Source organism: Treponema zioleckii, assembly GCF_014737315.1.
Taxonomy (GTDB): Bacteria; Spirochaetota; Spirochaetia; order Treponematales; family Treponemataceae; genus Treponema_D; species Treponema_D zioleckii.
Window position 1 is genome coordinate 1 of the sequence record NZ_JPUF01000013.1, and the last position, 25,004, is coordinate 25,004.

30 protein-coding genes and 2 tRNA genes are annotated in these 25,004 nt (G+C 42.4%); 31 read left to right on the forward strand and 1 reads right to left on the reverse strand.

Going from position 1 to position 25,004, the window contains the following annotated elements:
* The first annotated feature begins 258 nt into the window (after positions 1-258).
* Positions 259-1,614: a DNA repair protein RadA gene (radA, locus tag JI65_RS04905; RefSeq protein ID WP_191014270.1), complete on the forward strand. Its 1,356-nt coding sequence runs from the start codon at positions 259-261 to the stop codon at positions 1,612-1,614.
* A gap of 352 nt (positions 1,615-1,966) precedes the next feature.
* Here radA and epsC read toward each other — a convergent pair whose 3' ends face one another.
* Positions 1,967-2,842: a serine O-acetyltransferase EpsC gene (gene epsC, locus JI65_RS04910; protein WP_191014271.1), complete on the reverse strand. Its 876-nt coding sequence runs from the start codon at positions 2,840-2,842 to the stop codon at positions 1,967-1,969.
* A 193-nt stretch (positions 2,843-3,035) separates the two neighbouring features.
* Here epsC and JI65_RS04915 point away from each other — a divergent pair.
* From JI65_RS04915 to rpsH, 30 genes are all read left to right on the forward strand, one after another.
* A tRNA-Thr gene (locus JI65_RS04915) sits at positions 3,036-3,108 on the forward strand.
* A 55-nt stretch (positions 3,109-3,163) separates the two neighbouring features.
* Positions 3,164-3,340 carry a 50S ribosomal protein L33 gene (gene rpmG / locus JI65_RS04920; RefSeq protein ID WP_191014272.1) on the forward strand — a complete coding sequence of 59 codons (177 nt, stop codon included), beginning with the start codon at positions 3,164-3,166 and terminating at the stop codon, positions 3,338-3,340.
* A 79-nt stretch (positions 3,341-3,419) separates the two neighbouring features.
* Positions 3,420-3,492: transfer RNA gene (locus JI65_RS04925), tRNA-Trp, on the forward strand.
* 34 nt (positions 3,493-3,526) lie between these two features.
* Positions 3,527-3,706, forward strand: a complete 180-nt coding sequence (secE, locus tag JI65_RS04930) for a preprotein translocase subunit SecE (protein ID WP_191014273.1) — start codon at positions 3,527-3,529, stop codon at positions 3,704-3,706.
* Between the two features lie 183 nt (positions 3,707-3,889).
* Positions 3,890-4,453: a transcription termination/antitermination protein NusG gene (gene nusG, locus JI65_RS04935; RefSeq protein WP_191014274.1), complete on the forward strand. Its 564-nt coding sequence runs from the start codon at positions 3,890-3,892 to the stop codon at positions 4,451-4,453.
* An 82-nt stretch (positions 4,454-4,535) separates the two neighbouring features.
* Positions 4,536-4,967 carry a 50S ribosomal protein L11 gene (gene rplK / locus JI65_RS04940; RefSeq protein WP_191014275.1) on the forward strand — a complete coding sequence of 144 codons (432 nt, stop codon included), beginning with the start codon at positions 4,536-4,538 and terminating at the stop codon, positions 4,965-4,967.
* A gap of 3 nt (positions 4,968-4,970) precedes the next feature.
* On the forward strand, positions 4,971-5,651 hold the full coding sequence (gene rplA / locus JI65_RS04945) for a 50S ribosomal protein L1 (protein ID WP_191014276.1): 681 nt from the start codon (positions 4,971-4,973) through the stop codon (positions 5,649-5,651).
* Between the two features lie 3 nt (positions 5,652-5,654).
* Entirely contained in the window at positions 5,655-6,200 is a 546-nt protein-coding gene (gene rplJ / locus JI65_RS04950; RefSeq protein ID WP_191014277.1) for a 50S ribosomal protein L10, read from the forward strand.
* Between the two features lie 166 nt (positions 6,201-6,366).
* The gene (rplL, locus tag JI65_RS04955) at positions 6,367-6,744 is read left to right on the forward strand and encodes a 50S ribosomal protein L7/L12 (protein ID WP_191014278.1); all 378 of its coding nucleotides are present in this window, start codon (positions 6,367-6,369) and stop codon (positions 6,742-6,744) included.
* A gap of 340 nt (positions 6,745-7,084) precedes the next feature.
* On the forward strand, positions 7,085-10,615 hold the full coding sequence (rpoB, locus tag JI65_RS04960) for a DNA-directed RNA polymerase subunit beta (protein WP_191014279.1): 3,531 nt from the start codon (positions 7,085-7,087) through the stop codon (positions 10,613-10,615).
* On the forward strand, positions 10,608-14,909 hold the full coding sequence (gene rpoC, locus JI65_RS04965) for a DNA-directed RNA polymerase subunit beta' (protein WP_191014337.1): 4,302 nt from the start codon (positions 10,608-10,610) through the stop codon (positions 14,907-14,909). The genes rpoB and rpoC overlap by 8 nt, the downstream gene beginning before the upstream one ends.
* Positions 14,910-15,135: 226 nt before the next feature.
* On the forward strand, positions 15,136-15,510 hold the full coding sequence (rpsL, locus tag JI65_RS04970; protein WP_191014280.1) for a 30S ribosomal protein S12: 375 nt from the start codon (positions 15,136-15,138) through the stop codon (positions 15,508-15,510).
* Between the two features lie 24 nt (positions 15,511-15,534).
* Positions 15,535-16,005 carry a 30S ribosomal protein S7 gene (gene rpsG / locus JI65_RS04975; protein ID WP_191014281.1) on the forward strand — a complete coding sequence of 157 codons (471 nt, stop codon included), beginning with the start codon at positions 15,535-15,537 and terminating at the stop codon, positions 16,003-16,005.
* 641 nt (positions 16,006-16,646) lie between these two features.
* Positions 16,647-17,837, forward strand: a complete 1,191-nt coding sequence (gene tuf / locus JI65_RS04980) for an elongation factor Tu (protein ID WP_191014282.1) — start codon at positions 16,647-16,649, stop codon at positions 17,835-17,837.
* Between the two features lie 57 nt (positions 17,838-17,894).
* Positions 17,895-18,203 (forward strand): 30S ribosomal protein S10, encoded by a 309-nt coding sequence (gene rpsJ / locus JI65_RS04985; protein WP_191014283.1) that lies wholly within the window; start codon positions 17,895-17,897, stop codon positions 18,201-18,203.
* A gap of 160 nt (positions 18,204-18,363) precedes the next feature.
* Entirely contained in the window at positions 18,364-18,984 is a 621-nt protein-coding gene (gene rplC, locus JI65_RS04990; protein WP_191014284.1) for a 50S ribosomal protein L3, read from the forward strand.
* Positions 18,985-18,998: 14 nt separating this feature from the next.
* Positions 18,999-19,637 carry a 50S ribosomal protein L4 gene (rplD, locus tag JI65_RS04995; RefSeq protein WP_191014285.1) on the forward strand — a complete coding sequence of 213 codons (639 nt, stop codon included), beginning with the start codon at positions 18,999-19,001 and terminating at the stop codon, positions 19,635-19,637.
* A gap of 2 nt (positions 19,638-19,639) precedes the next feature.
* Positions 19,640-19,924, forward strand: a complete 285-nt coding sequence (locus JI65_RS05000) for a 50S ribosomal protein L23 (protein WP_191014338.1) — start codon at positions 19,640-19,642, stop codon at positions 19,922-19,924.
* Positions 19,925-19,949: 25 nt separating this feature from the next.
* Entirely contained in the window at positions 19,950-20,774 is an 825-nt protein-coding gene (gene rplB, locus JI65_RS05005) for a 50S ribosomal protein L2 (RefSeq protein WP_191014286.1), read from the forward strand.
* A 17-nt stretch (positions 20,775-20,791) separates the two neighbouring features.
* Complete coding sequence (gene rpsS, locus JI65_RS05010) at positions 20,792-21,070, forward strand: 30S ribosomal protein S19 (protein WP_191014287.1); 279 nt, start codon at positions 20,792-20,794, stop codon at positions 21,068-21,070.
* Positions 21,071-21,081: 11 nt separating this feature from the next.
* Entirely contained in the window at positions 21,082-21,438 is a 357-nt protein-coding gene (rplV, locus tag JI65_RS05015) for a 50S ribosomal protein L22 (RefSeq protein WP_191014288.1), read from the forward strand.
* Between the two features lies 1 nt (position 21,439).
* The gene (gene rpsC, locus JI65_RS05020) at positions 21,440-22,198 is read left to right on the forward strand and encodes a 30S ribosomal protein S3 (RefSeq protein ID WP_191014289.1); all 759 of its coding nucleotides are present in this window, start codon (positions 21,440-21,442) and stop codon (positions 22,196-22,198) included.
* A 5-nt stretch (positions 22,199-22,203) separates the two neighbouring features.
* Positions 22,204-22,620, forward strand: a complete 417-nt coding sequence (rplP, locus tag JI65_RS05025; RefSeq protein ID WP_191014290.1) for a 50S ribosomal protein L16 — start codon at positions 22,204-22,206, stop codon at positions 22,618-22,620.
* A gap of 10 nt (positions 22,621-22,630) precedes the next feature.
* Positions 22,631-22,843: a 50S ribosomal protein L29 gene (gene rpmC, locus JI65_RS05030; protein WP_191014291.1), complete on the forward strand. Its 213-nt coding sequence runs from the start codon at positions 22,631-22,633 to the stop codon at positions 22,841-22,843.
* A 10-nt stretch (positions 22,844-22,853) separates the two neighbouring features.
* On the forward strand, positions 22,854-23,126 hold the full coding sequence (rpsQ, locus tag JI65_RS05035) for a 30S ribosomal protein S17 (RefSeq protein WP_191014292.1): 273 nt from the start codon (positions 22,854-22,856) through the stop codon (positions 23,124-23,126).
* 17 nt (positions 23,127-23,143) lie between these two features.
* Positions 23,144-23,512, forward strand: a complete 369-nt coding sequence (gene rplN / locus JI65_RS05040; protein ID WP_191014293.1) for a 50S ribosomal protein L14 — start codon at positions 23,144-23,146, stop codon at positions 23,510-23,512.
* Positions 23,513-23,528: 16 nt separating this feature from the next.
* Complete coding sequence (gene rplX / locus JI65_RS05045; RefSeq protein ID WP_191014294.1) at positions 23,529-23,843, forward strand: 50S ribosomal protein L24; 315 nt, start codon at positions 23,529-23,531, stop codon at positions 23,841-23,843.
* The gene (gene rplE, locus JI65_RS05050) at positions 23,843-24,394 is read left to right on the forward strand and encodes a 50S ribosomal protein L5 (protein ID WP_191014295.1); all 552 of its coding nucleotides are present in this window, start codon (positions 23,843-23,845) and stop codon (positions 24,392-24,394) included. The genes rplX and rplE overlap by 1 nt, the downstream gene beginning before the upstream one ends.
* 10 nt (positions 24,395-24,404) lie before the next feature.
* Positions 24,405-24,590 carry a type Z 30S ribosomal protein S14 gene (locus tag JI65_RS05055; protein ID WP_191014296.1) on the forward strand — a complete coding sequence of 62 codons (186 nt, stop codon included), beginning with the start codon at positions 24,405-24,407 and terminating at the stop codon, positions 24,588-24,590.
* A gap of 15 nt (positions 24,591-24,605) precedes the next feature.
* Positions 24,606-25,004 (forward strand): 30S ribosomal protein S8, encoded by a 399-nt coding sequence (gene rpsH / locus JI65_RS05060; RefSeq protein ID WP_191014297.1) that lies wholly within the window; start codon positions 24,606-24,608, stop codon positions 25,002-25,004.

Genomic DNA, 25,004 nt, shown 5'->3' on the forward strand with positions numbered 1-25,004 from the left:
CCGTTGCGGTGTTTCACAAAAATGACGGCTGACCGTAAGAGGAATCCGATTCTCTTCGGTCGCGAACGGTCAGAATCATTTTTGTGCTCCACCTCCACTACCGCCCCAGATTTTTGGTCTGGCTTTGCAACTTGAAATTGTTCCCATAAAATCTGTGTCCCATCTGTGTGTATCTGCGTCCATCTGTGTCCCCTCTGTGTCTTCCAAAAATTTCATTTTTCACTTTTCAATTTTCCTTTTTCTAACTAACTTTATTCTATGGCAAAAAAGAAGACCGAAACTGTTTTTAAGTGCACTGAATGTGGCTATTCCCAGCCGCGATGGCTTGGACGCTGCCCTTCCTGCGGTTCGTGGAACACCCTCGAAGAATGTATAATCGACCCGAATTCGACTACGGCGGCCTTTACCGGCAATGCCGCGACCGAAAAAATAAAGCCCGTGCCGCTTTCGTCCGTTGTGGCTCAGGAAAATTCCAGAATCGTGAGCGGAATCGACGAATTTGACCGCGTTCTTGGCGGCGGCGCAATGAAGCGGAGCGCGATTTTGATTGGCGGTGAGCCAGGAATCGGAAAATCCACCCTGATGATTCAGACTTGTGCCGCAATCCACAAAGTCACTTCTGGAAAAATCCTTTACATTTCTGGCGAGGAATCTGCCGGGCAAATAAAAAGCCGTGCCGACCGGCTCGGACTTGACGTTTCATCAATCGAAATCCTCTGTACGATGCGCCTTGAAGATATAAAAGACGCGCTAATCTCCGTGAATCCTGTTTTTGTTATAATCGATTCGATTCAGACCGTTTACAGCGTGGAAGCGGGCGTTGTTCCGGGAACCGTGAACCAGCTAAAATACTGCGCAAACGAACTTATCGGCTGGGTAAAAGAGCGTGATTCGGTTCTCGTGATGTCTGCCCACGTTACGAAAGAAGGCACGATTGCGGGGCCAAAAAGCCTTGAGCACATGGTTGACACGGTGATTTCATTTGAGCGGAATGATGACGAAGTTCGCTTTCTCCGCGCCGCAAAAAACCGCTTTGGCTCAATCAACGAGCTCGGAATTTTCGCCATGACCGAAAAAGGCCTTGAAGGCGTTGGCGACCCAAGTTTGATGTTCATCACGAAACGCACAGGAAAGCCCCCGGCCGGAATTGCGAACACTTGCGTTTTTGAAGGAAGCCGCTCGTTTTTGGTTGAGATTCAGGCTCTTACCGTGCCTGCAAAATCTTCGATAAGCCGCGTGTACAGCGACAAAATCGACAGTTCCCGCGTTGCCCGCGTTGCAGCCGTGCTTGAAAAACGCACCAAGCTCCGTTTTAGCGACCAGGACATTTACATAAACGTTGCGGGCGGTGTAAAACTTTCCGAAAGCTCAATCGACGCGGCTCTTGCGGCGGCCTTGTATTCCGCGCGCACCGACGTTTCGATCAGCGAAGGCTCCGTGATTTTGGGCGAGCTTAGTCTTGCAGGCGAAATCCGCCCGATTCCTCGTGTTAAACAGCGTGTAAAAACTTCGAAAGACTTAGGGTTTGGAAGAGTGTTCGCTCCGGAAAAAGAATCTGGCGTGGTTCAAATAACCTCTATTTCCCAGGGAATAAAAGAGATTTTCGGAGCGTAGTCACTTTTGCTCACGCATTGCACATTTTCCTTCGCCAATTATTTTGCTTTTAGGCACCGGCTTTTCAGGGTTCCGCTTTCGCTCCATTGCGCAAAGCGCAACGGCTACGCCGCCCTTACAATCCGGGCTAGGTTTTGCTTGTCGCGATGTTCCCATTTCTGCTGACTTTGCTTTTGACTTGTGGGACGTTTTATTTCGGTTAAAAATGTGTTATCGATATTGATTTATTTTTTTCACAAAGCTATTCTTTTATCAGCTTGTAAAAAAGCTGATAAACTCTCTCCGATGTCCTTTTTTGGACAGCAAGGGGCTTAAGAAGCGTTGCTTTTTAGGTCCCTTGTTTTTTTTATCCTCAGTTTGAGTTCTTGCTCTGCGAGACCATCGTTTTGGGCGGAACGGACTTTGTGATCCACGTGTTTCCGCCAATCGTGCTTCCCTTTCCGATTACGGTGTTGCCGCCGAGTATCGTCGCGTTTGCGTAAATCGTTACGTCATCTTCAATTGTCGGGTGCCTTTTTTTGTCCATAAGGGATTTTTCAACGCTGAGCGCGCCGAGAGTCACTCCCTGATAAATTTTTACATTGTTCCCGATAATCGTTGTTTCTCCGATTACGACGCCTGTTCCGTGGTCGATAAAAAAACTTTCCCCGATTTGTGCGCCGGGATGAATGTCAATGCCAGTTTTTCCGTGAATGTATTCGCTCATAATTCTCGGAATTACGGGAATTCCGTTTGCATGCAGAAAATGCGCGAGCCTGTGTACTATAATAGCTTCAAGGCCTGGGTAAGAGACAATTATTTCCTCGTTGCTTTTTGCCGCAGGGTCCCCCTTAAAGGCTGCCACAACATCACTGTGGATTGTTTTTCTGAGTACAGGAATTGCTTCGATTAGTGCGAGGGAAGCCTGTTCTGCAAGTCTGAAGCAGTGTGATTTCGGAACGTTTTCTTCTGCTCCGTCACATGCAGAAACTGTGTAAATCAAAGCTTTTTGAATTTCTTTCGTAAGGACCGTTATGATTCTGTTCACCCGTTGCCCTGTTATGTAGCGGATGTTGTGCGTGTTGAGTTCTTCCGCCGTCTTGTATCCCGGAAAAATGAGGCACTGCAAATCATGAATCACCGAAACAACATTTTCCTTGTTAGGAAAAGAATCGATTCCGGCCTCGTTGATTCCGCCAAATTCAACATACGAAGCAAGAATGTTGTCTACCATCGAATCTATGCACATGATTTTCCGCCTTGAATAAAAATTTCTAAAAATGAGACTCAAAAAATGATTTTTTGAGATTCTGAAAACAGTAACATGAATTAAAACAAAATACTACAATCATTTTTTTTGAACTTATTTAAAAAGTTGTATGGAATTCTATTGACACAAAAGAATTGATTGTCTATATTTTCAAAACACGTAAAGTTAACCTGCTCTTGTAGCTCAGTTGGTAGAGCACAGCATTGGTAGTGCTGAGGTCAGCGGTCCGATTCCGCTCGGGAGCTAGTTTGGATTAGTTATTAATTTTGAATAATTGATTATATAGGAGTATAAATAATTATGGGTAGCAAGAAGAAGACTGCAATTGATATCATCGCGCTTCAGTGTACAGAGTGTAAACGAAAGAATTACACAACTACAAAAAACCGCAAGAATATCCAGGGAAAACTTGAGAAGAATAAGTATTGCCCATTCTGTCGCAAAGAAATTCTTCACAAAGAAACAAAAGCAAAATAAAATTAACAGCTGTTTTGTTAACTTTTGCTTGACATTTTGTTAAAAATAGAGTACAACAATACAGCTTTAATAATAATTTAGGTCAGTAGCTCAGTTGGTAGAGTTGCGGTCTCCAAAACCGCCTGTCGTGGGTTCAAGTCCTGCCTGGCCTGATAATTTTTTTTAAGTGAGTGTTAGGGGATTATTATGGGAAAAATGCTTAACTTCTTTAGAGAGTGCGGTGCAGAACTTAGAAAAGTTGTGTGGCCTTCCCGTGATGATGTTGTTGCATCCGTAAAAGTAGTAATTTTTACTACGATTATAATTGCTGTCATCCTTGGTGGATTGGATTTGTTGTTCAGTACACTTTATCGTTTAGTATTCTAGTTTTTTTTAGTAAGCCTGTCGGTTGTGAGCCAAGATAATAAAGCCCATGATTTGACAGGCTTAATATTCATTTTATACATTTTTCTTTTTATTCTTTATTAATAAAAGTTTCGCAGAATCTGAATATTTCGATTTTTATTCATCTTTAATAAAAGATTTTAAGAGATTATAAGGTTGTAGATAATGGCAAAGAGCTGGTATATCGTTCATACATACACAGGTTATGAAAAGAAAATTGAGCGTACAATCCGTACAAAACTTGATGAGCGTGAATTGGATTCAAGCGTCGTAACGGACGTAAAGGTTCCTGAAGAAGAAATCGTAGAAGTCAAAGACGGAAAAAAGAAGACTCGAAAAAATAAATTTTTGTCAGGCTATATCATGCTTGAGATGGATTTGCCTCAGCTTGGCTGGAAAAATACTTGTTCTGTAATCAGAAGCATTCAGGGCGTTACAGGTTTCGTTGGAACAAATCCGAATGAAAAGCCTCGCCCGATTTCTAATGACGAAGCTAAAAATATCCTTATGAAGACTGGTGAAATCAAAGGCGACAAAAATGTCCGCATCAAGCAGGATTATGCTGTTGGTGACCAGGTTAAAATTACGGCGGGACCTTTTGCTACGTTCAGCGGCTCTGTTGAAGATATCAACGCAGAGCAGAATAAACTTCGTGTTTTGGTACAGATTTTCGGTCGTGCCACACCGGTTGAAGTTGACCTGACACAGGTTGAAAAGTTGGTCAACTAGTTAATTAGTTTAGAACTTTTGGGAGAGGTGCAAGTCCGTTGGACAGAGGCATCTCGTCAATACCAATTTAAGGAGCTATAAAATGGCTGCAAAAAAAATTGTAGAAGTGTTCAAAATTCAGGCACCGGCAGGAGCTGCAACTCCGGCTCCACCAATCGGACCTGCTCTTGGACCTAAAGGCGTTCCAGCACCAAAATTCTGTCAGGAATTCAATGCACGAACTGCCAAAATGGAAAAAGGACTTATCATTCCAGCAGTAATCACTGTTTATTCAGATAAGTCATTCACTTTCATCCTTAAAACTCCACCTGCTTCTGTTCTTATCAAGAAAGCATTGAAGTTGGAAAAAGGATCTGCAAATCCACTTCGTGATAAAGTTGGAAAACTCACTCAGGCTCAGCTTGAGGAGATTGCAAAGACAAAGCTTCCTGATGTAAATGCAAATGATCTTGAAGCTGCAAAAAAAATCGTAGCTGGTACTGCTCGCAGTATGGGCGTAGAAGTGGAGGCCTAAGTAATGAAACACGGAAAGAAATATCGTGAGTCACTCAAGAAGTACGATCCACAGCAGTCATATGACGTTGCAAAAGCTTGTGCTCTTGTAAAAGATCTTCACTTCGTAAAATTTGATGAGACTGTAGAACTTCATGTTGCTCTTCGTCTTGGAAAGAGCCAGACTGTTCGTGATACATTGGTTTTCCCAAATCAGTTCACAGCAGAGAAGAAAGTTCTCGTATTCTGTTCTGAAGAGCGTGCAAAAGAAGCCCTCGATGCAGGTGCAGCTTATGCTGGTTCAAAAGAGTACATCGACAAAGTAAAGGGTGGTTGGCTTGATTTCGATATCGCTGTTGCAACACCTGATATGATGAAAGATGTAGGTCGTCTCGGTATGGTTCTCGGACGCAAAGGTTTGATGCCAAACCCAAAAACTGGAACTGTAACAAATGACATCGTAACAGCTATTGGCGAGCTCAAAAAGGGTCGTACAGAATTCAGAGCTGATAAAGAAGGTATCATCCACATTGCTGTAGGTAAGGTTTCTATGGACGCTGACAAAGTTGCAGAGAACGTAAAGACTTTGCTCACAGAACTTGATAGAAAAAAGCCAGCTGATGCAAAAGCTGATTTTGTTCGCTCAGTATCAGTAAGCTCTTCAATGGGTCCTGGTGTTTGGGTTGACTTCAAGGAGGAGGCATAATTTATGGCTATTCTTGCTAAAAGTGTACAGCCTGCTAAAACAGCAGCTATTGAAGCTACAAAAAAAGCATTTCAGGAATACAAAGATTTTATCTTTGCTGAATATCGTGGTTTGACTGTAGAGCAGATTACAAAGCTCCGCAAACAGCTCCGAGAAAAGAATGTACCTCTCAAGGTTGTAAAGAACAACTTTGCTAAAGTTGCATTCGATGAAATGAAAGTTGAGAATGTTGCAGACTTCCTTAAGGGACCTACAGCAGTCGCAATGTCAAACGAAGATTCAAACGAAGTTGCAAAAATTTTGTTTGACTTCGCAAAAGAAGCTCCTGCACTTGTTGTAAAAGGTGCTTACGTAGAAAACGAAGTATACGATGCTGCAAAAATCGAGGCTTTCTCAAAAGTTCCTGGAAAGAAACAGCTTATCGCTATGCTTATGTCTGCTATCAATGGACCAGCTCAGAAACTCGCTGCTACATTGCAGGCTTATGTTGATAAAAAATCACAGGAAGGTGGAGCTGCTCCAGTAGCAGAGGCACCAGCAGCTGAGTAATCAGTTCGCGTGACTGTGAAGTAAGGTCAGGCTTCAATTGCTGTCGACTGTCCTTACGACTTTTATAAAATGCGGAAAAATCAATGACAGTTTGTCTTGACCGCATAATATTTTTTGGTTCGATATAAAAATCAAAATCGAACATGCCTATTTAGGAGAAGATAATATGGCAGCTCTTACAAATGATCAGATTCTCGATGCAATCGCATCAATGACAGTTCTCGAAGCTTCAGAACTCGTAAAAGCAATGGAAGAAAAATTCGGTGTTACAGCAGCTGTTGCTGTAGCTGCAGGTCCAGCTGCTGGTGCTGCTGGTGCTGCTGAAGAGCAGACTGAATTCACAGTGTCTCTCGACAGCTTCGACGCTGCTAAAAAAATTGCTGTTATCAAAGCCGTTCGCGTTGTTACAGGTCTCGGTCTTGGTGAAGCTAAAGCTCTCGTTGAAGGTGCTCCAAAAGTACTCAAAGAGGGTGTTTCTAAAGCTGATGCTGACAAGATCATCGCTGATATCGAAGCAGCTGGTGGAAAGGCTTCAAAGAAATAAGTCTGACGAATATATGATTATTACGGCTGAGCGGGCAGAAAAATCTGTTGCGGCTTAGCTAAATACTCTCGGATTTTGCGAAAAATCCAATTGCGCTTACGTTTTAGGTTGATTTAGTGTATTAATTTTATTAATATTATTTTCATCCTAAAACGTAAGCTTTATGTGTCTATAAAACTTACTCAATAAACTAAATGCTGCCACGATGGCGGTTCGCCTTGCCGAAAGGCTTTAGCTTTTCATTCTTGTGCTGTGAGAAAAATTTGTATGTCATATGAGTTTTGATTCATGTAGCAGTCTGAAACAGCAAATCTTCTATCCAATAAGACAGGGGGATTGAATGTTCGCTAAAAGTAGAACAATCAACCGTCAGTATTACGGGAAAGACATCCAGAATTTCATGGAGATTCCCAACCTTATCGACATTCAGACGTTATCGTATGAATCATTCCTTCAAAAAGAAAAATTAGACAGAAAAGAACCTTTGGAGAACAAAGGTTTGCAGGAAGTTTTCAATACAACCTTCCCGATTGACAGCCCAGACGGCTCAATGGCTCTTGATTTTGAATATTATGAGCTTGATGAGGCTCCGCTCTCTGAGCAGGAGTGTAAGCAGAAGGGAAGAACTTACGCAGCTCCTCTCCAGGCAAGCATAAATCTTACTTTTAAAGAAAGCGGTGCTATTCTCCAGAGAAAAATTTTCATGGGAAATATTCCTCTTATGACAGACCGCGGCACTTTCATCATCAATGGTGCAGAGCGCGTTGTTGTTTCCCAGATTCACCGTTCGCCTGGTGTAATTTTTAATCATGACAAAGGCGTTTATTCATCTCGAATTATTCCTTACCGTGGTTCATGGCTTGAATTTGAGATTGACCAGAAAAAAGAACTCATCTACGCAAAGATTGACCGCAAGAAGAAAATCCTCGGTACAATCTTCCTCCGTGCATTGGGATATTCTTCTCGTGAAGAAATCATCAGATGTTTCTATCTTACAGAGAATGTTTCGGTTGACCCTTCTAAAAAGGATGACCTCGTAAACAAAGTTCTTGCAAGTGCCGTAAAAATCAATGACGGTGATGAAGAAAAAATTCTTTTCAAAGCTGGAACTAAACTTCATCCGCATGACATTGACGACCTTCTCGCACAGAACATCAAGGAAATCTGCGTAATCAAATTCAACGCACGAAAAGATCCTGATAACAAAGATGAGGAAAATCCGTCTCTCGACAGTGAGATGATTATCAACTGTTTTGAGCGTGAGGAAATCCGATTCTCTAAAGAAGGTTCTGAAAATGAAGAGCCTACAAAAGAGGACGCGCTTTCGGCAGTTTACGCCGTTCTCATGCCTGGCGAGCCGATGACCGTTGAGAATGCTGAAAAAGATCTTACTTCAATGTTCTTCTCAATCCGTCGTTACGATCTCGGTCGTGTTGGTCGCTACAAGCTCAACAAAAAATTCGGCTACACAGAGCCTGTTGAAGAACACACTCTCGTAAAAGACGATATTATTCAGACAATGAAATACCTTATTAAGGTATACAACGGTTCTGAACCATTGGATGATATTGACCACTTGGGTAACCGACGAATCCGTTCTGTTGGTGAGTTGATGACTAACTCCCTCAAGACTGCATTTGCTCGTATGGAGCGCATTGCAAAAGAGCGCATGAGCAACAAAGAGACTGAGACGATGAAGCCGATGGACTTGATTTCTAACAAGCCAATCACTGCTGCAATTAAAGATTTCTTTGGTTCATCACAGCTTTCTCAGTTCATGGATCAGGTTAACCCTCTTTCTGAGCTTACTCACAAACGTCGTCTTAACGCTTTGGGACCTGGTGGTCTTTCTCGTGACCGCGCAGGATTCGAAGTTCGAGATGTACACTATACTCACTATGGACGAATGTGCCCTATTGAGACTCCTGAAGGTCCGAACATCGGTTTGATTGTTTCATTGTCTATTTACACAAAAGTCAATGAATACGGATTCCTTGAGGCTCCGTTCCGCAAAGTTGTTAACGGAAAAGCTACGAACGAGGTTGAGTATCTTTCTGCAATGGACGAGGACAAATACTACATTGGTCAGATTGCTGAAGGTATGAAGGCTGATGGTTCGTTCCCTACAGAAATGGTTTCTTGCCGTCACCGTGGTGACTACACGACTCGTTCTGTAAATGACATTCAGTACATGGACGTTTCTCCTCGTGAGGTTATTTCTGTATCAGCTTCTCTCGTTCCGTTCCTTGAGCATGATGACGCCAACCGTGCGCTCATGGGTTGTAACATGCAGCGTCAGGGTGTTCCTTTGCTCTTCCCTGAGCCACCTTTCGTTGGAACTGGTATGGAGCAGAAGGCTGCTTATGACTCTGGCGTTCTTGTTAAGGCTAAGCATGCCGGTGAAGTCGTATGGGTTACAAGCGAGATGGTAAAAGTTAAGCCTGAAGATTCAGACAAGCTTGATGAGTACCCACTTTTGAAATATCAGAGAACTAACCAGGATACTTGTTATCACCAGAGACCGACCGTACAGGTTGGCGAGAAAGTTCAGAAAGGTGCTGTCCTTGCAGATGGTCCTGCTACGTTCAACGGAGAGCTTTCTCTTGGACGAAACCTTCTCGTTGGATTCGTTCCGTGGAATGGTTACAACTACGAGGATGCCGTACTTATCAGCAAGCGCGTAGTTAAAGAAGATATGTATACTTCTATCCATATTAAGGAATTCGAGACTGAGCTTCGGGAAACAAAACTTGGACCTGAAAAAATCACTCGTGATATTCCTAATACAAGCGAGAAATCTCTTGAGCACTTGGATTCAGAAGGTATTATTTGCCGCGGTGCGAAAGTTCGTGCCGGAGATATTCTTGTTGGTAAAACAACACCGAAATCTGAGACGGAGACAACTCCTGAATTCAAACTTTTGAACTCAATCTTCGGTGAAAAGGCAAAAGAAGTTCGTGATTCTTCACTCAAAGTTCCTCACGGTGTTGAGGGCGTTGTAATCGGTATTGAGCGATTGAAGCGTTCTGAAGGCGACGATTTGGAGCCTGGAGTTGACGAGAAGGTAAAAGTTCTTATTGCCAACAAGCGAAAACTCCGCGAAGGTGACAAAATGGCTGGACGACACGGAAACAAGGGGGTCGTTGCGCGAATCTTGCCGGAAGAAGACATGCCATACTTGGAGGACGGAACTCCTCTCGATGTATGTTTGAACCCTCTTGGTGTACCTTCCCGAATGAACATCGGTCAGATTATGGAATCTGAGCTTGGTATTGCCGGACGTTATCTAAATGAATACTACGAGTGCCCTGCATTCCAGACTCCTTCTCAGGAGATGATTGCCGAGAAACTCAAGCAGGCGGGATTGAGTCCTGACTGTAAGCAGATTGTACGCGACGGACGTACAGGTGAGCCGTTCGTTAACCCGATTTTCGTTGGTGTAATTTACTATCTCAAATTGCATCACTTGGTTGACGATAAAATGCACGCTCGTTCAACAGGTCCGTACTCACTTGTTACTCAGCAGCCACTTGGTGGTAAGGCACAGTTTGGTGGTCAGCGTCTTGGAGAAATGGAGGTTTGGGCACTTGAGGCTTACGGTGCTGCAAACACATTGCAGGAGATGATGACGATTAAGTCTGATGATATGAACGGACGCTCAAAGATTTACGAGTCAATCGTAAAGGGCGACCCGGCTGCTCCTGCCGGTGTACCAGAATCATTCAACGTAATGGTTCAGGAACTTCGTGGTCTTGCATTGGACTTCAAGATTTACGATGCCAAAGGAAAACAAATCGCTTTGACAGAGCGTGATCAGGAACTTATCGACAAGGCAAGTTCAGGATTTGATAAGGAGGAAGATGATGCGTGATATTCAGGATTTTGACTCGATTAAAATTAAATTGGCCTCTCCGGACAATATCCGTGCGTGGTCTTATGGCGAAGTAAAAAAGCCTGAAACAATCAACTATCGTACTCTTCGTCCGGAGAAAGACGGTCTTTTCTGTGAACGTATTTTCGGTACGACAAAAGAATGGGAATGTTACTGCGGTAAATTCAAGTCTATCCGCTACAAGGGCGTAATTTGCGACCGATGTGGTGTTGAGGTAACTCACTTTAAGGTTCGCCGTGAGCGAACTGGACACATCGAGCTTGCGGCTCCTGTAAGCCACATTTGGTATTATCGCTCGGTTCCTAGCCGCATGGGCTTGCTCCTTGACTTGCAGGTAGCGGCTTTGCGCTCGGTTCTTTACTATGAGAAATATATCGTCATCGATGCCGGTGACACTGACCTCAAAAAAATGCAGCTTCTTACTGAAGAAGAATTCATTGAGGCTGAGGAACGCTACGGACAGTCTTTCCAGGCTGGAATGGGTGCTGAGGCAGTAAAAACTCTTCTTGAGAACTTGAATCTTGACGAACTTGCAGCAGAGCTTCGCCAGAAGATGATTGAGAAAGGAACAAAAAGCGACAAGCGTTTGCTCAAGCGAATCGAAATCGTTGAGAATTTCCGTTCGTCTGGAAACAAGGCTTCTTGGATGATTCTTGACGTGATTCCTGTCATTCCGCCGGATTTGCGACCTATGGTTCAGCTTGACGGAGGACGTTTCGCAACTTCTGACTTGAATGATTTGTATCGCCGAGTAATCAACAGAAATAACCGCTTGAAGAGACTTATGTCTCTTTCAGCTCCAGATATCATCATTCGAAACGAAAAACGAATGCTTCAGGAAGCAGTTGACGCTTTGTTCGACAACTCAAAACGAAAAAGAGTTGTTAAGGGGGCTTCGAACCGACCTTTGAAGTCAATTTCTGACATGCTCAAAGGTAAGCAGGGACGATTCCGACAGAACCTTCTCGGTAAGCGTGTTGACTACTCTGGTCGTTCTGTAATCGTTGTAGGTCCTGAACTTAAGCTCTGGCAGTGCGGTCTTCCTACAAAAATGGCACTTGAGCTTTTCAAGCCTTTCATTATGAAAAAGCTTGTTGACAAGGACGTTGTATTCAACATCAAAAAGGCTAAGATGCTTGTTGAGCAGGAGTCTCCAGAAGTTTACGCAATCCTTGACGAAGTTGTTCGTGAGCACCCGGTTATGCTTAACCGAGCTCCTACATTGCACCGTCTTGGTATTCAGGCGTTCGAGCCAGTTCTCGTTGAAGGAAAGGCTCTTAAACTTCACCCTCTCGCATGTAAGGCTTTCAACGCCGACTTCGACGGTGACCAGATGGCTATCCACGTTCCGCTGACGCAGGCTGCTCAGATGGAGTGTTGGACGCTCATGCTTTCTGCAAGAAACTTGCTTGACCCGGCAAACGGTAACCCAATCGTATTGCCTTCTCAGGACATGGTTCTTGGTATTTACTATATGACTTCCGTAAAACCGAACGCGAAGGGAACTGGAAAACGTTTCTCCGATGCGGACGAGGCTACGATGGCTGCGGAATTGGGATACGTTGAGTGGGGTGCGTTGATTAAAGTTCCGGCTCCAAAGAATTCATTCAAAGATGGTGAATTCAATGCCGGTGATTTGATTTCAACAACTGCTGGACGAATCCGATTTAATGCGGCAATGCCTGATGAGGTTGGATACATCAATCCTCACATTTCGGAAGCGGATCTTAAAAACAAAGTAACCACAGGTATGGGCGATAAAGATTTGAAGAAGATGATTTCAACTGTTTATCACAAGCAGGGCCCGTGGGTTACGATTAAAATGCTTGATGCAATCAAAGACGTCGGATATAAAAATGCAACTTTCTTCGGCGCAACTTTGTCTATGGACGATATCATCATTCCTGCAGAAAAGAAGGAGATGGTTGAGAGTGCAAACAAGCAGGTTGACGAATATGTAAAACAGTACTCTGGCGGTTTGATGACTGCGGAGGAACGTTATAACAAAGTAACTGATATTTGGGCGCGCACTAACGATAAGCTCACAGACATCATGATGAAGCAGTTTAAGGAAGATAAAGATGGCTTCAACACAATCTACATGATGGCTGACTCTGGTGCCCGTGGTTCTAAGAAGCAGATTTCTCAGCTCGCCGCAATGCGTGGTTTGATGGCTAAGCCGAACGGCGACATCATCGAGCTTCCTGTAAAATCAAACTTTAAGGAAGGTCTTTCGGTTATTGAGTACTTCATTTCTTCAAATGGTGCTCGAAAAGGTCTTACGGATACGGCTTTGAAGACTGCGGACGCTGGTTACATGACTCGTCGTCTTGTTGATGTTGCTCAGGATGTAGTAATCAACGAAGAAGACTGTGGCACAATCAACGGTCTTGATTATACGGCAATCAAAAATGGTGATGAAATCGTAACGCCTCTCTCTCAGAGAATCGTTGGTCACTTCACTATTGAACGCGTCGTTCATCCTGTAACTGGAGAACTTATCTGCGATGTAAACGAGTACATCACAGAAGATCTTGCAAAAGCGATTGAAGAAGCTGGTGTTGAGAAGGTTAAGCTCCGCACCGTACTTACTTGTGAAGCTGAACATGGCGTTTGTGTAAAATGTTACGGAAAGAACCTTGCTCGCAACAAGCTTGTTGAGATTGGTGAGGCAGTCGGTGTTATTGCTGCTCAGTCTATCGGTCAGCCTGGTACACAGCTTACGATGCGTACTTTCCACGTCGGTGGTACTGCGTCTAAGGAAACTGAGGATAACCGCATAGTTCTTAAGTATCCGATTCTCGTTGAGGGATTCGTTGGAACTAACGTACCAACAGACGATGGTTACATGCTCTTTACCCGAAAGGGATATATGAACGTAACTCGCATCATTGATGTGCTTGATGTTTCTGAGAGCGAACTTAAAGTTCAGAAGGATTCTCGCGTTCTTAAAGGAACTGTTATCGCTTCTTCTTCAAATGGTGATATTACGGCTTCTGCTAACGGACGAGTTCTCGTTGTTGACGGTAAGGTTTACCTTGCTGGTAACGAACTCAAAATCGATATCGGAAACGGTTCTACAATTCAGGTAAAAGCCGGACAGGTTGTTAATGCCGGTGAAATTATCGGAACGTTCGACCCTTACTCAGAGCCGATTATTGCCGAGGTTTCTGGTATCGTCAGATTTGAGGATGTTATTCCTGGTACAACTCTCGTTGAGAACGTTGATGCTGTTACGGGTTCTGTTGAGCGCCATATCAGCGATCTTCATCTTGACGTAAAACAGCCTCGAATCCTCATCACTGATGATGACGGTTTGAGCTTGGGTTCTTACTTCCTCCCTGCTGGCGCTGTCCTCCAGGTTGAAGAACATGCACAGGTTAAAGCCGGCGAGACTCTCGCTAAAATGCCTGTTGCAGCTGCAAAAACAAACGATATTACTGGTGGTTTGCCACGAGTTTCTGAATTGTTTGAGGCTCGTAAGCCAAAATCTCCTTGTGTACTTTCTCAGATTTCTGGAACAGTTAAATTTGAGAGCGTTCAGAAAGGTAAGCGCGTTGTAGTTGTTGAAGATGCTTATGGAAAGAGATTCGAGCATCTTGTTCCTATTACAAAGCGAATGCTTGTTCGTGACGGTGATACTGTTGTGGCTGGTGAGCAGCTTTGTGACGGTTCTCCGAGTGCGCATGATATTCTTGCAATCCTTGGTGAGAATGCTCTTCAGGAATATTTGATGACTGAGATTCAGCAGGTTTACTCTGCACAGGGTGTATCTATCGATGACAAGCACATTGGTGTTATCGTTCGTCAGATGCTCCGAAAAGTCGAGGTCGTTTCTGTAGGTGACACAAGATTCATCTTTGGTCAGCAGATTGATAAATATCACTTCCACGAGGAAAATGCGCGTGTAATTGCAGAAGGTGGACATCCGGCTGTTGCACGTCCTATGTTCCAGGGAATCACGAAGGCTGCTTTGGCAACCGATTCGTTTATCTCTGCATCTTCGTTCCAGGAGACTACAAAAGTTCTTACGGACGCTTCTATTAAGGGGTCTACAGATACATTGCATGGTCTTAAAGAGAACGTAATCATTGGTCACATGATTCCTGCCGGAACTGGTATCCGTGATTATCGGGACATAAGACTTGAAGATGGTTCTGGTGTTGACTTGAATGCACAGATGGAAGAAATTCTTGCTAAGCGCAAGGAAGAAAAATCTGCCGAGGCTTTGATTGATGAGCCTATGGAAGATTCTGCTTCTTCTGAGGACTAAAAATGTCATCTCCAAAAAGTGGTGAATTCTGATTTTTTGGAGATGCCGGAATGCCTTGCCGACACAGCATCGGTGAGGCATTTATTCACGATACAAATAAATTCTATAAAAACAGGTTTATTTGTATTGACTGTTTGAATGGAAATTCGATAAACTTACCAAACTTGGATTTTCTAGTTAATACTGTCGGGGTGCTGACCGACTAAAATATAGGAGAAATAGGCCGATGCCTACAATTAACCAACTTATTCGCAAAGGTAGACAGTCTTTAGCAAATCAGACTAAAGCACCTGCGCTTGAGTCATGTCCACAGAAACGTGGTGTTTGCACTCGCGTTATGACTGTTACACCAAAAAAACCTAACTCAGCTCTTCGTAAAGTTGCCCGTGTTCGCTTGAGCAACGGTATTGAAGTTACAGCTTACATTCCTGGTATTGGACACAACCTTCAGGAACACTCAGTTGTTCTTATTCGTGGTGGTCGTGTTAAGGATCTCCCTGGTGTACGCTATCACATTATTCGTGGTACAAAAGATACTCTCGGTGTTGATGGTCGAAAACGTGGTCGTTCTAAGTACGGCGCAAAGAGACCAAAGGCATAATAAGAAATATTTGAGAGGATTACTATGGGAAGACATAAGAAGTCAGAAAATCGTCCAATCGTACCTGATTCAAAATATAACAGCCCGGTTGTTACAAAATTTGTATCTCGCATGATGTTGGATGGAAAAAAAGATACTTGTACAAAAATTATCTACAAAGCAATGGATCAGTTGAAAGCTAAGACTGAAAAAGATCCGCTTGAAGTATTCTTGAAAGCACTTGATAACGTAAAACCAGTTGTTGAGGTTAAATCTCGACGTGTTGGTGGTGCTACATATCAGGTTCCAGTAGAAATCAGAGATGCTCGTAAAGAGGCTCTTGCTATGCGTTGGATTATCGCTGCTGCTCGTGCACGAAGCGGACACGGTATGGCTGACACATTGGCTGCTGAGTTGCTTGACGCATTCAACAATACAGGTTCTGCATACAAGAAGAAGGAAGATACACACAAAATGGCTGAGGCTAACAAAGCTTTCGCTCATTACCGCTGGTAGTTTCCGTCTTTATAATGCCTGCTTGTTTTTTTATGAAAATAAAATTGCGGCAGGCTTTTTTTTTATTTAAAAATCCTAAAAAAATAAAATAAAATGCTTGCACTTTTTTTATAAATGTTGTATAAATTAGGAACTTAAATAATAGCAATACAGGGTTCTTTGAAAAATTAGACGAACTTCATTTATTAAGTTCGGTAAAGGTCGTAAAGTCAACAAATAGTAGAGTAATGCGTGAGTAGTCCGCTATTGTTTTCAGGTTTTTACATATCTGAACATCCTCAGTTCAGATAATTCTAAATAAAGACTCTGGATGCCAAACCAGTTGTCAATGATTCATTAGTTAATAATCGTTGATTATGTATCTGTAAGTTCTTTTGTAGGGCTTGCATGTAAGAGTGGTCATAAAAGTGATGATGTAGGTGGGTCCGGATGTTGAGTGCTTCGAAATGTTATGAAGTACTTGTGATAAGGTTTGTGAATTGATTCCTTGTATCCAATATCCTACCATTTTTATAAATAATCTTTGAATTAGTGTGTATGCGAATGTAGCACTTTCGGTTGGAAGTGTTTGCGTTCTGGCTTAAAGTGCAACACATAAATATTTAATATGCCGACAGAGTTTATCGGCAAAGGAGAAAAACATGGCAAAGGAGAAGTTCGTTAGAACTAAACCTCACATGAACGTTGGTACTATCGGTCACGTTGACCATGGTAAGACAACATTGTCTGCAGCTATCACTTCATACTGTGCTAAAAAGTATGGTGATAAAGTACTTAAGTACGATGAAATTGATAACGCTCCAGAGGAAAAAGAGCGTGGTATCACAATCAACACTCGTCACCTTGAGTATCAGTCAGACAAACGCCACTATGCACACATTGACTGCCCAGGACATGCTGACTATGTAAAGAACATGATTACTGGTGCGGCACAGATGGATGGTGCTATTCTCGTTATCGCTGCTACTGATGGTGTAATGGCTCAGACAAAAGAGCACCTTTTGCTCGCTCGCCAGGTAGGTGTACCGAAGATTATCGTATTCTTGAACAAAGTTGATCAGCTCGACGGAGATGAGGAAATGCTCATGCTCGTTGAGGAAGATGTTAAAGATACAATCCAGAAATATGGATTCTCTGCTGATACACCAATCATTAAGGGATCTGCTTTCAAAGCTCTCCAGGACGGTGCTCCAGCTGAAGATACACAGTGTATCGAGGAACTTCTTGCAGCTATGGACTCATGGTTCGATGATCCAGTTCGCGATGCTGATAAACCATTCTTGATGCCAATCGAGGATATCTTCACAATTTCTGGACGTGGTACTGTAGTAACAGGACGAATTGAGCGTGGTGTTGTTAATATGAACGACCCAGTTGAAATCGTTGGTATCCGCCCGACAGCTTCTTCTACTGTAACTGGTATCGAGATGTTCCAGAAGACTCTCGATCAGGGACAGGCTGGTGATAACGTTGGTATCTTGCTCCGTGGTGTTGAGAAAAAGGACGTTGTTCGTGGACAGGTTCTCGCTGCTCCTGGAACAATTCACCCACACACGAAGTTCGAGGCTCAGATTTATATCTTGAAAGAAGAGGAAGGTGGACGCAAAAAGCCTATCCACTCTGGATATCGCCCACAGTTCTACTTCAGAACTACAGATATTACTGGTACAATCGAGCTTGATGAGAATGTACAGATGGTTTTGCCTGGTGATAACACAAAAATCAAGGCAGAGCTTATTCACCCAATCGCTATGGATCAGGGATTGAAACTCGCTATCCGTGAAGGTGGACGTACAATCGCTTCTGGACAGGTTACAGCAATTATTGAATAGTAATTAAGATTTGCAGTGGTTCGGTTTTCCGGGCTACTGCAATATTAGGAGAATAAAATGGCTAACGGAAAGATTCGCGTCAGACTTCGTGCTTTTGATGTTGAACTTATCGATCAGAGTGCAAAGGCCATCGTGCAGACAGTTCTTAAAGCAGGAGCAAAGGTTTCAGGACCTATCCCGCTTCCAACAAGAATCAACAAGGTAACAGTTCTTCGCTCACCACACGTAAACAAAAAGTCTCGTGAGCAGTTTGAGATGAGAACTCACAAACGCCTTATTGACATCCTTGAACCATCATCAGATGTTATGGATTCATTGATGAAATTGGAACTCCCTGCCGGGGTTGATGTAGAGATTAAACAGTAATTAAGCGATAAATCGTACTACGTTGTAGTTAAGGTTTGTTGTTAAAAAAAACGGTAACGGTCCCATGGATCTGGGATGGCGGCCGATTAGCAGAAGATTCTTAGATTCAGGTGCTTTTTTGTGGCTGAATGGTAAAGAGCTTCTTAGGAGTTATATCAGAATGAAAGGTCTGATTGCAAAAAAAGTAGGAATGACTCAGGTATTTGATGCAAACGGAAATCTGACACCAGTAACCGTGATCCAAGTAGAGCCAAATACTGTTGTTGCTACTAAATCGACAGAAACTAACGGTTATAATGCTGTTGTTTTGGGCGTTGAGGATGTAAAAGAATCACGCGTAAACAAAGCTTATAAAGGTCAGTTTCCAGAAAACATTGCACCAAAGCGCCATCTGAAGGAATTCAGAGATTTTGAGAAAGAAGTTGCTATTGGTGATCAAGTGGGTCTTGAGTTGTTTGAGAAAACATCATTTTTGGATGTTACAGCAACTTCAAAAGGAAAAGGTTTCCAGGGTGTTATGAAGCGCTGGGGATTCCATGGTGGACGTGCGTCACATGGTTCTAAATTCCATCGCGAAGCTGGTGGTACAGGAAATTGTACAACTCCAGGACACTGTCTTAAGAATGTTAAAATGCCAGGACACATGGGCTTTGAGCGTGTAACTGTTCAGAATCTTAAAATTGTAAAAATTGATCCTGAACTTAAAGTAATTATGGTTCGCGGTGCTGTTCCAGGTGTTAAGAATGCTACGCTGATCATCAAGTCTGCGGTTAAGAAATAAAGTCGAGGAATAAGATGGAAAAGAAAGTCTTTTCAATCGATGGTAAAGAGCTGCGAACGATTACTCTTGATGATAATGTTTTCGGTCTTCCAGTAAACGAAGATGTTATTTACTATGCCATCACTAATGAATTAGCAAATAAACGTGTAGGAACAGCGTGTACAAAAACACGTTCAGAAGTACATGGAAGTAATGCTAAACCTTACAAACAGAAGGGAACTGGACATGCACGTCGTGGTGATAAAAAATCACCAATTACACGTGGCGGTGGAACAATTTTTGGACCAAAACCACGCGATTTCAGCTATGCTATCCCTAAGAAAGCTAAGCGTTTGGCAATGAAATCAATTTTGAGTCTTCAGGCTCAGAGTGATAGAGTTGTTGTTGTTGAAGATTTTACTGTTGAATCAGGAAAAACAAAGGACTTGTTGAAAGTTCTTAATAACTTCGTAAAAGATGAAAGAACCGTTGTTATCTTGAAGGATGATGATGGAAAAATTAAGCAAGCTGGTAGAAATATCAGACAGCTTTCGTTCCTTTCATACAACAGATTGCGTGCACATGACTTGTTCTATGGTCGCAAGGTAATTTTGTTGGAAAGTGCTGCGAAAAATCTTTCAGAGTTCTATAAAGTTGAAGAGGAGGCTAAATAATGATCAGTTTTAATGATGTTCTTATTGAGCCAGTACTTTCAGAAAAAGCTACTACTTTGCGAGAGCAGGGTAAATATGTTTTCAAAGTTGCTCCTTCAGCTACTAAGATTCAGATTAAAGAAGCTGTAAGAAAATTGTTTGATGTTAAAGTTGTATCATGCACAACTATTAACGTAAGCGGCAAAGCTAAACGGGTTCGTGGAAAACCTGGTAGAACTGCTAGCTGGAAGAAGGCTGTTGTACGCCTTGCTCCTGGCGAAACTATTAAGGTATTTGAGGGCGTTTAAGCCTTCTTGAATTAAGGGGAACCAGATGGCTCTTAAAGTTTTTAAACCATATTCAGCCGGTACTCGCAACCGTATTGATTTGGTAAGAGATGAACTGACAGCTGATAAGCCTGAGAAAACACTGGTATCAGGTAAAAAATCAAATGGTGGTCGTGGTCAGGGTGGACGTATTTCTGTACGCCATCAGGGTGGCGGTCACAAAAGAAAGTATCGTGTAATTGATTTCAAAAGAAATAAACACGGTATTCCAGGAACTGTAAAGACAATTGAATACGATCCAAATAGAAGTGCTAATATCGCTTTGATTTACTATGCTGATGGTGAAAAACGATATATTATCGCTCCAAAAGGATTGACTGTTGGTCAGAAAATTATGTCTGGAGAGAATGCTGCTCCTACTGTTGGAAATGCACTTCCTCTTGAGGCAATCCCAGTTGGATTTACAATTCATAACATTGAGTTAACACTTGGCCGTGGTGGTCAGTTGGTAAGATCTGCTGGAGCTAGCGCTTTGGTAGCTGCTAAAGATGGTGAGTATGTAATCATCCGTTTGCCATCAAGTGAAACACGCCGTGTACATGGAAAATGCTACGCAACAATCGGTATTGTTGGTAACGAAGAAAGAATGAATACACAGCTTGGAAAAGCTGGTCGCAAACGCTGGCTTGGTATTCGTCCTACTGTACGTGGTATGGCTATGAACCCTGTTGATCACCCACTTGGTGGTGGTGAAGGTGCAGGTAAAGGACATGTTCCAGTTACTCCTTGGGGACAGCCTTGTAGAGGATACAAGACTCGCAACAAGAGAAAGACTTCTAGCCGCTTCATTGTTTCACGTCGCAAGAAGTAATCTTATAGGAGTTAACGGTGTCAAGATCTGTTAAAAAAGGACCTTTCATTGAAAAGAGTCTTTATAAGAAAGTTATTGAAATGAACAAAGAGTCAGACAAGAAGATGATTAAAACATATTCTCGTTGCTCTACAATTATTCCAGAGATGGTTGGAAACACAATCAGTGTTTACAACGGAAAATCATGGATTCCTGTATACGTAACTGAAAACCTTGTTGGTCATAAGTTGGGAGAGTTCGCTCCTACTCGTACATTTAAGGGTCATAGCGGTACAGATAAAACTGCTGGTAAATAAGGGTGGATATTATGGCTGAGAAGAAAGGTTATGTAGCCACTACAAAGTTCCTTATCGCATCTCCTACAAAGGTTCGTCCTGTAGCTCATGTGGTAAATCAAAAGTCTTGCTCAAAGGCTATGGCAATTCTTGAAAATATGCCGCAAAAAGGAGCACGACTGATTCAGAGCACTCTGAAATCAGCTGTTGCTAATGCTTTGTATGCAAACAAGAAATTGGATGAAGATATGTTATATGTTAAGGAAATTCGTATTGACGAAGGTCCAAGACTTAAGAGAGTTTGGTTCCGTGCTCGTGGACGTGCCGATCAGCTTTTGCGTCGAATGTGCCATATAACAGTCATCGTTGATGAGAAGGCGGGGGAATAAAGTGGGTCAGAAAGTAAGTCCTATTGGTTTGCGTCTTGGAATTAACAAGACTTGGCAGTCACGTTGGTATGCTAATCCACGTGAGTATGCAGACCTCGTTTTGGAAGATTTGAAAATCCGCAATATGGTAAAAGCACTTCCTGAGTGCCAGAATGCTGATATTGCTGAAATTGAAATTGTTCGTCATCCACAGAGAGTGACTATTGTTATTCATACTGCTAGACCAGGTGTAATCATCGGTGTAAAAGGTGCGACAATCGAAAAGATTAGCGCTGAATTGCAGTCGAAACTTACAAAGAAAGTTCAGATTAAAATCAAGGAAGTTAAGAGAGCAGATATCAATGCTTCTTTGATTGCTCAGAACGTTGGTCGCCAGTTGGCTGGTCGCGGATCATTCCGAAAGGCTTTGAAACAGGCTTCTTCAAATGCAATGAAGGGCGGGGCTCAGGGAATTAAGATTCGTTTGTCAGGACGTCTTGGTGGTGCCGAGATGAGAAGAAGTGAGGAACACAAAGAGGGACGAGTTCCTCTTCACACTCTTCGCGCTGACATTGATTATGGAACATTTGAAGCACATACAACATACGGAAAAATCGGTGTAAAAGTATGGGTTTACAATGGTATGAATTATGGACGTGAACACACCGAGGATGTTGGCCAGACTACAGAGAGAAAGCCACGCCACGAGCGTTCAAACTCAAATGGTGACAAACCAAGAGCAAAACGTCCTGCTCGTGTGGCAAATACTTCTAAGGAGTAACATAAATGCTTAGTCCTAAAAGAGTTATTCACCGTAAGGTTCAACGCGGTAGAATCAATGGTTGTGCTACTCGTGCTAATAATATTGACTTCGGAGACATTGCTCTCGTAGCAATGGAGCCAGTTTGGCTTAACGCAAGACATATTGAGGCTGCACGTGTTGCAATCAACCGTAAGCTTGAACGAAAAGGTAATGTTTGGTTGAGAGTATTCCCAGACAAACCTGTTTCTAAAAAACCTGCTGATACACGTATGGGTAAGGGTAAAGGTGCTCCAGAGTTCTGGGCTGCTGTTATCAAACCTGGTGTAATTCTTTTTGAGGTTGGCGGAATTGATATCAAATTGGCAGAACAGGCTTTGTCTTTGGCTGCTAGCAAATTGCCAATCAAAACAAGAATCGCTTTTAAGCCAACTAAAGATTAAGGAGTAAGAAATGGCTGATACAAAGAAGAAGAATGTAAAAGAATTGTCTTACGCTGAATTAGTTGCTGAACGCGATGAGCTTAAAAAGAAATACATGGACTTAAGATTTCAGATGGTAATTGGTCATGTTGATAGTCCAATTCAGAAGCGTGCGATGAGACGTCAGATTGCAAGAATCAATACGTTTATTCGTCAGAAGGAAATAGCTGAATCAAGCAAGTAGGAGCTATAAAGTGGAAGAACAGGTTCTTCAGACTAAAGAAGGCAAACGTTCACTTGTTGGCATTGTAACTAGCGACAAGATGGATAAAACCATTGTTGTTTCAATTGCCACAAAACGAATGGATAGCCTTTATAAAAAGTACGTAACACGTACTAAAAAGTGTAAGGCACACGATGAAAAGAACGATGCTCATATCGGAGATACAGTTCGAATTGTAGAGTGCAGTCCTATCAGCAAAGATAAATGCTGGAGACTCGCTGAGATTATTGAAAGAGCAAAATAAGTTAAGGAGTTAAAGACATGCTTCAGATGCAATCAAATTTGACAGTTGCCGATAACTCTGGCGCTAAGCTCGTTCAGGTAATCAAGGTTCTCGGCGGTTCACATCGCCGCTATGCCGGAATCGGTGACATCGTTGTAGTAGCTGTAAAGGAAGCAATTCCAACATCTACAATCAAAGAAGGTTCTGTAGAAAAGGCAGTAATCGTTCGTGTTTCTAAAGAATATCGTCGTCCAGACGGAACTTATATCAGATTCGATGATAACGCTTGTGTTATCGTTGATGGCGATAAGAATCCAAAAGGAAAGCGTATCTTTGGACCTGTAGCACGTGAACTTCGTGATATGGATTATATGAAAATCGTATCATTAGCACCGGAAGTACTTTAAGAGGAGTTTCTGAATAATGAGCAAGAATTTCAAAATCCATAAGGATGATACAGTTCAGGTAATTGCAGGAAAAGACAAAGGTAAGAGAGGTACTGTTGTACGTGTTCTTACTAAGAAAGATGCTGTAATCGTATCTGGAATCAACATTGTTAAGAAAGCAATGAAAAGACGTAGCCAGCAGGATCAGGGAGGAATCGCTGATGTTGAGGCTCCGTTGAATATTTCAAATGTAGCACTCATTTGTAAAAAATGCGGTCCTACAAGAGCTGGTTATAAAATTGACGGCGACAAGAAGATTCGTGTTTGCCGCAAGTGTGGAGAAGCACTGTAATGGATAACTACGTACCACGGCTTAAGAAAGTCTATAAGGAAACAATCGCTCCTGAGCTCTTCAAAGAACTTGGTTACACATCAGTTATGCAGATTCCTACTATTAAAAAGGTAGTTGTAAGCATGGGTGTTGGCGAAGCTCTTACTAATAAGAAACTCCTTGATGCCGCAGTAGCTGATATTTCTCAGATTACTGGACAGCACGCTGTTAAAACGAGAGCTAGAAAGAGTATTGCTAATTTCAAACTTCGTGAAGGTAATGAAGTTGGAGTTATGGTAACATTGCGTGGAAACATCATGTATGAGTTCCTCGACCGATTAATCAATGTTGCTTTACCTCGTGTAAAAGATTTCCGTGGAATCAAAGCAACTGGTTTTGATGGTCATGGAAATTTCTCTCTTGGTATTACAGAACAGATTATCTTCCCTGAAATCGACTTTGATAAAATCACTAAGATTTCAGGAATGAATATCTCTATTGTTACTAGTGCACGAACCGATGCTGAGGCACGTGCTCTTCTTACCAAGTTCAGAATGCCTTTCAGGAAATAGTGGGGAATTCATGGCTAAGAAATCAATGATTATCAAGGCGAACCGCACTCCAAAATTCAAGACACGAGAATATAATCGTTGTCAGATTTGTGGTCGCCCTCGTGGATATTTGCGTAAGTTTAAGATGTGCCGTATTTGCTTCCGCAAAATGGCAGGTGAAGGTTTGTTACCAGGTGTAACAAAATCTAGTTGGTAGTGGTAGGAGATTAAAATGAGTGTTTCAGATCCAATAGCAGACATGCTTACAAAGGTTCGTAATGCTGTTCAGGCTCGCCACGAAAAAGTAGATGTTCCTACTTCAAAGCTTAAGCTGGAAATCGTGAAAATCCTGAAGACAGAAGGTTACATTAAGAATTTTAAGAAAATTCAGGAAGATGGAAAAAATATCATTCGTATTTTCTTGAAATATGATGAATCTAACGATTCAGTAATTCATGGTCTTGAAAAAATTTCAAAACCAGGTCGTCGTGTTTATTCTGCATGTAAAGATTTGCCACGTATCTATAATGGATACGGTACATTGATCGTTTCAACTTCTACTGGTGTTACAACTGGTAAGAAAGCTAGCGAAAAAAATGTTGGTGGCGAATTAGTTTGCAAAGTTTGGTAG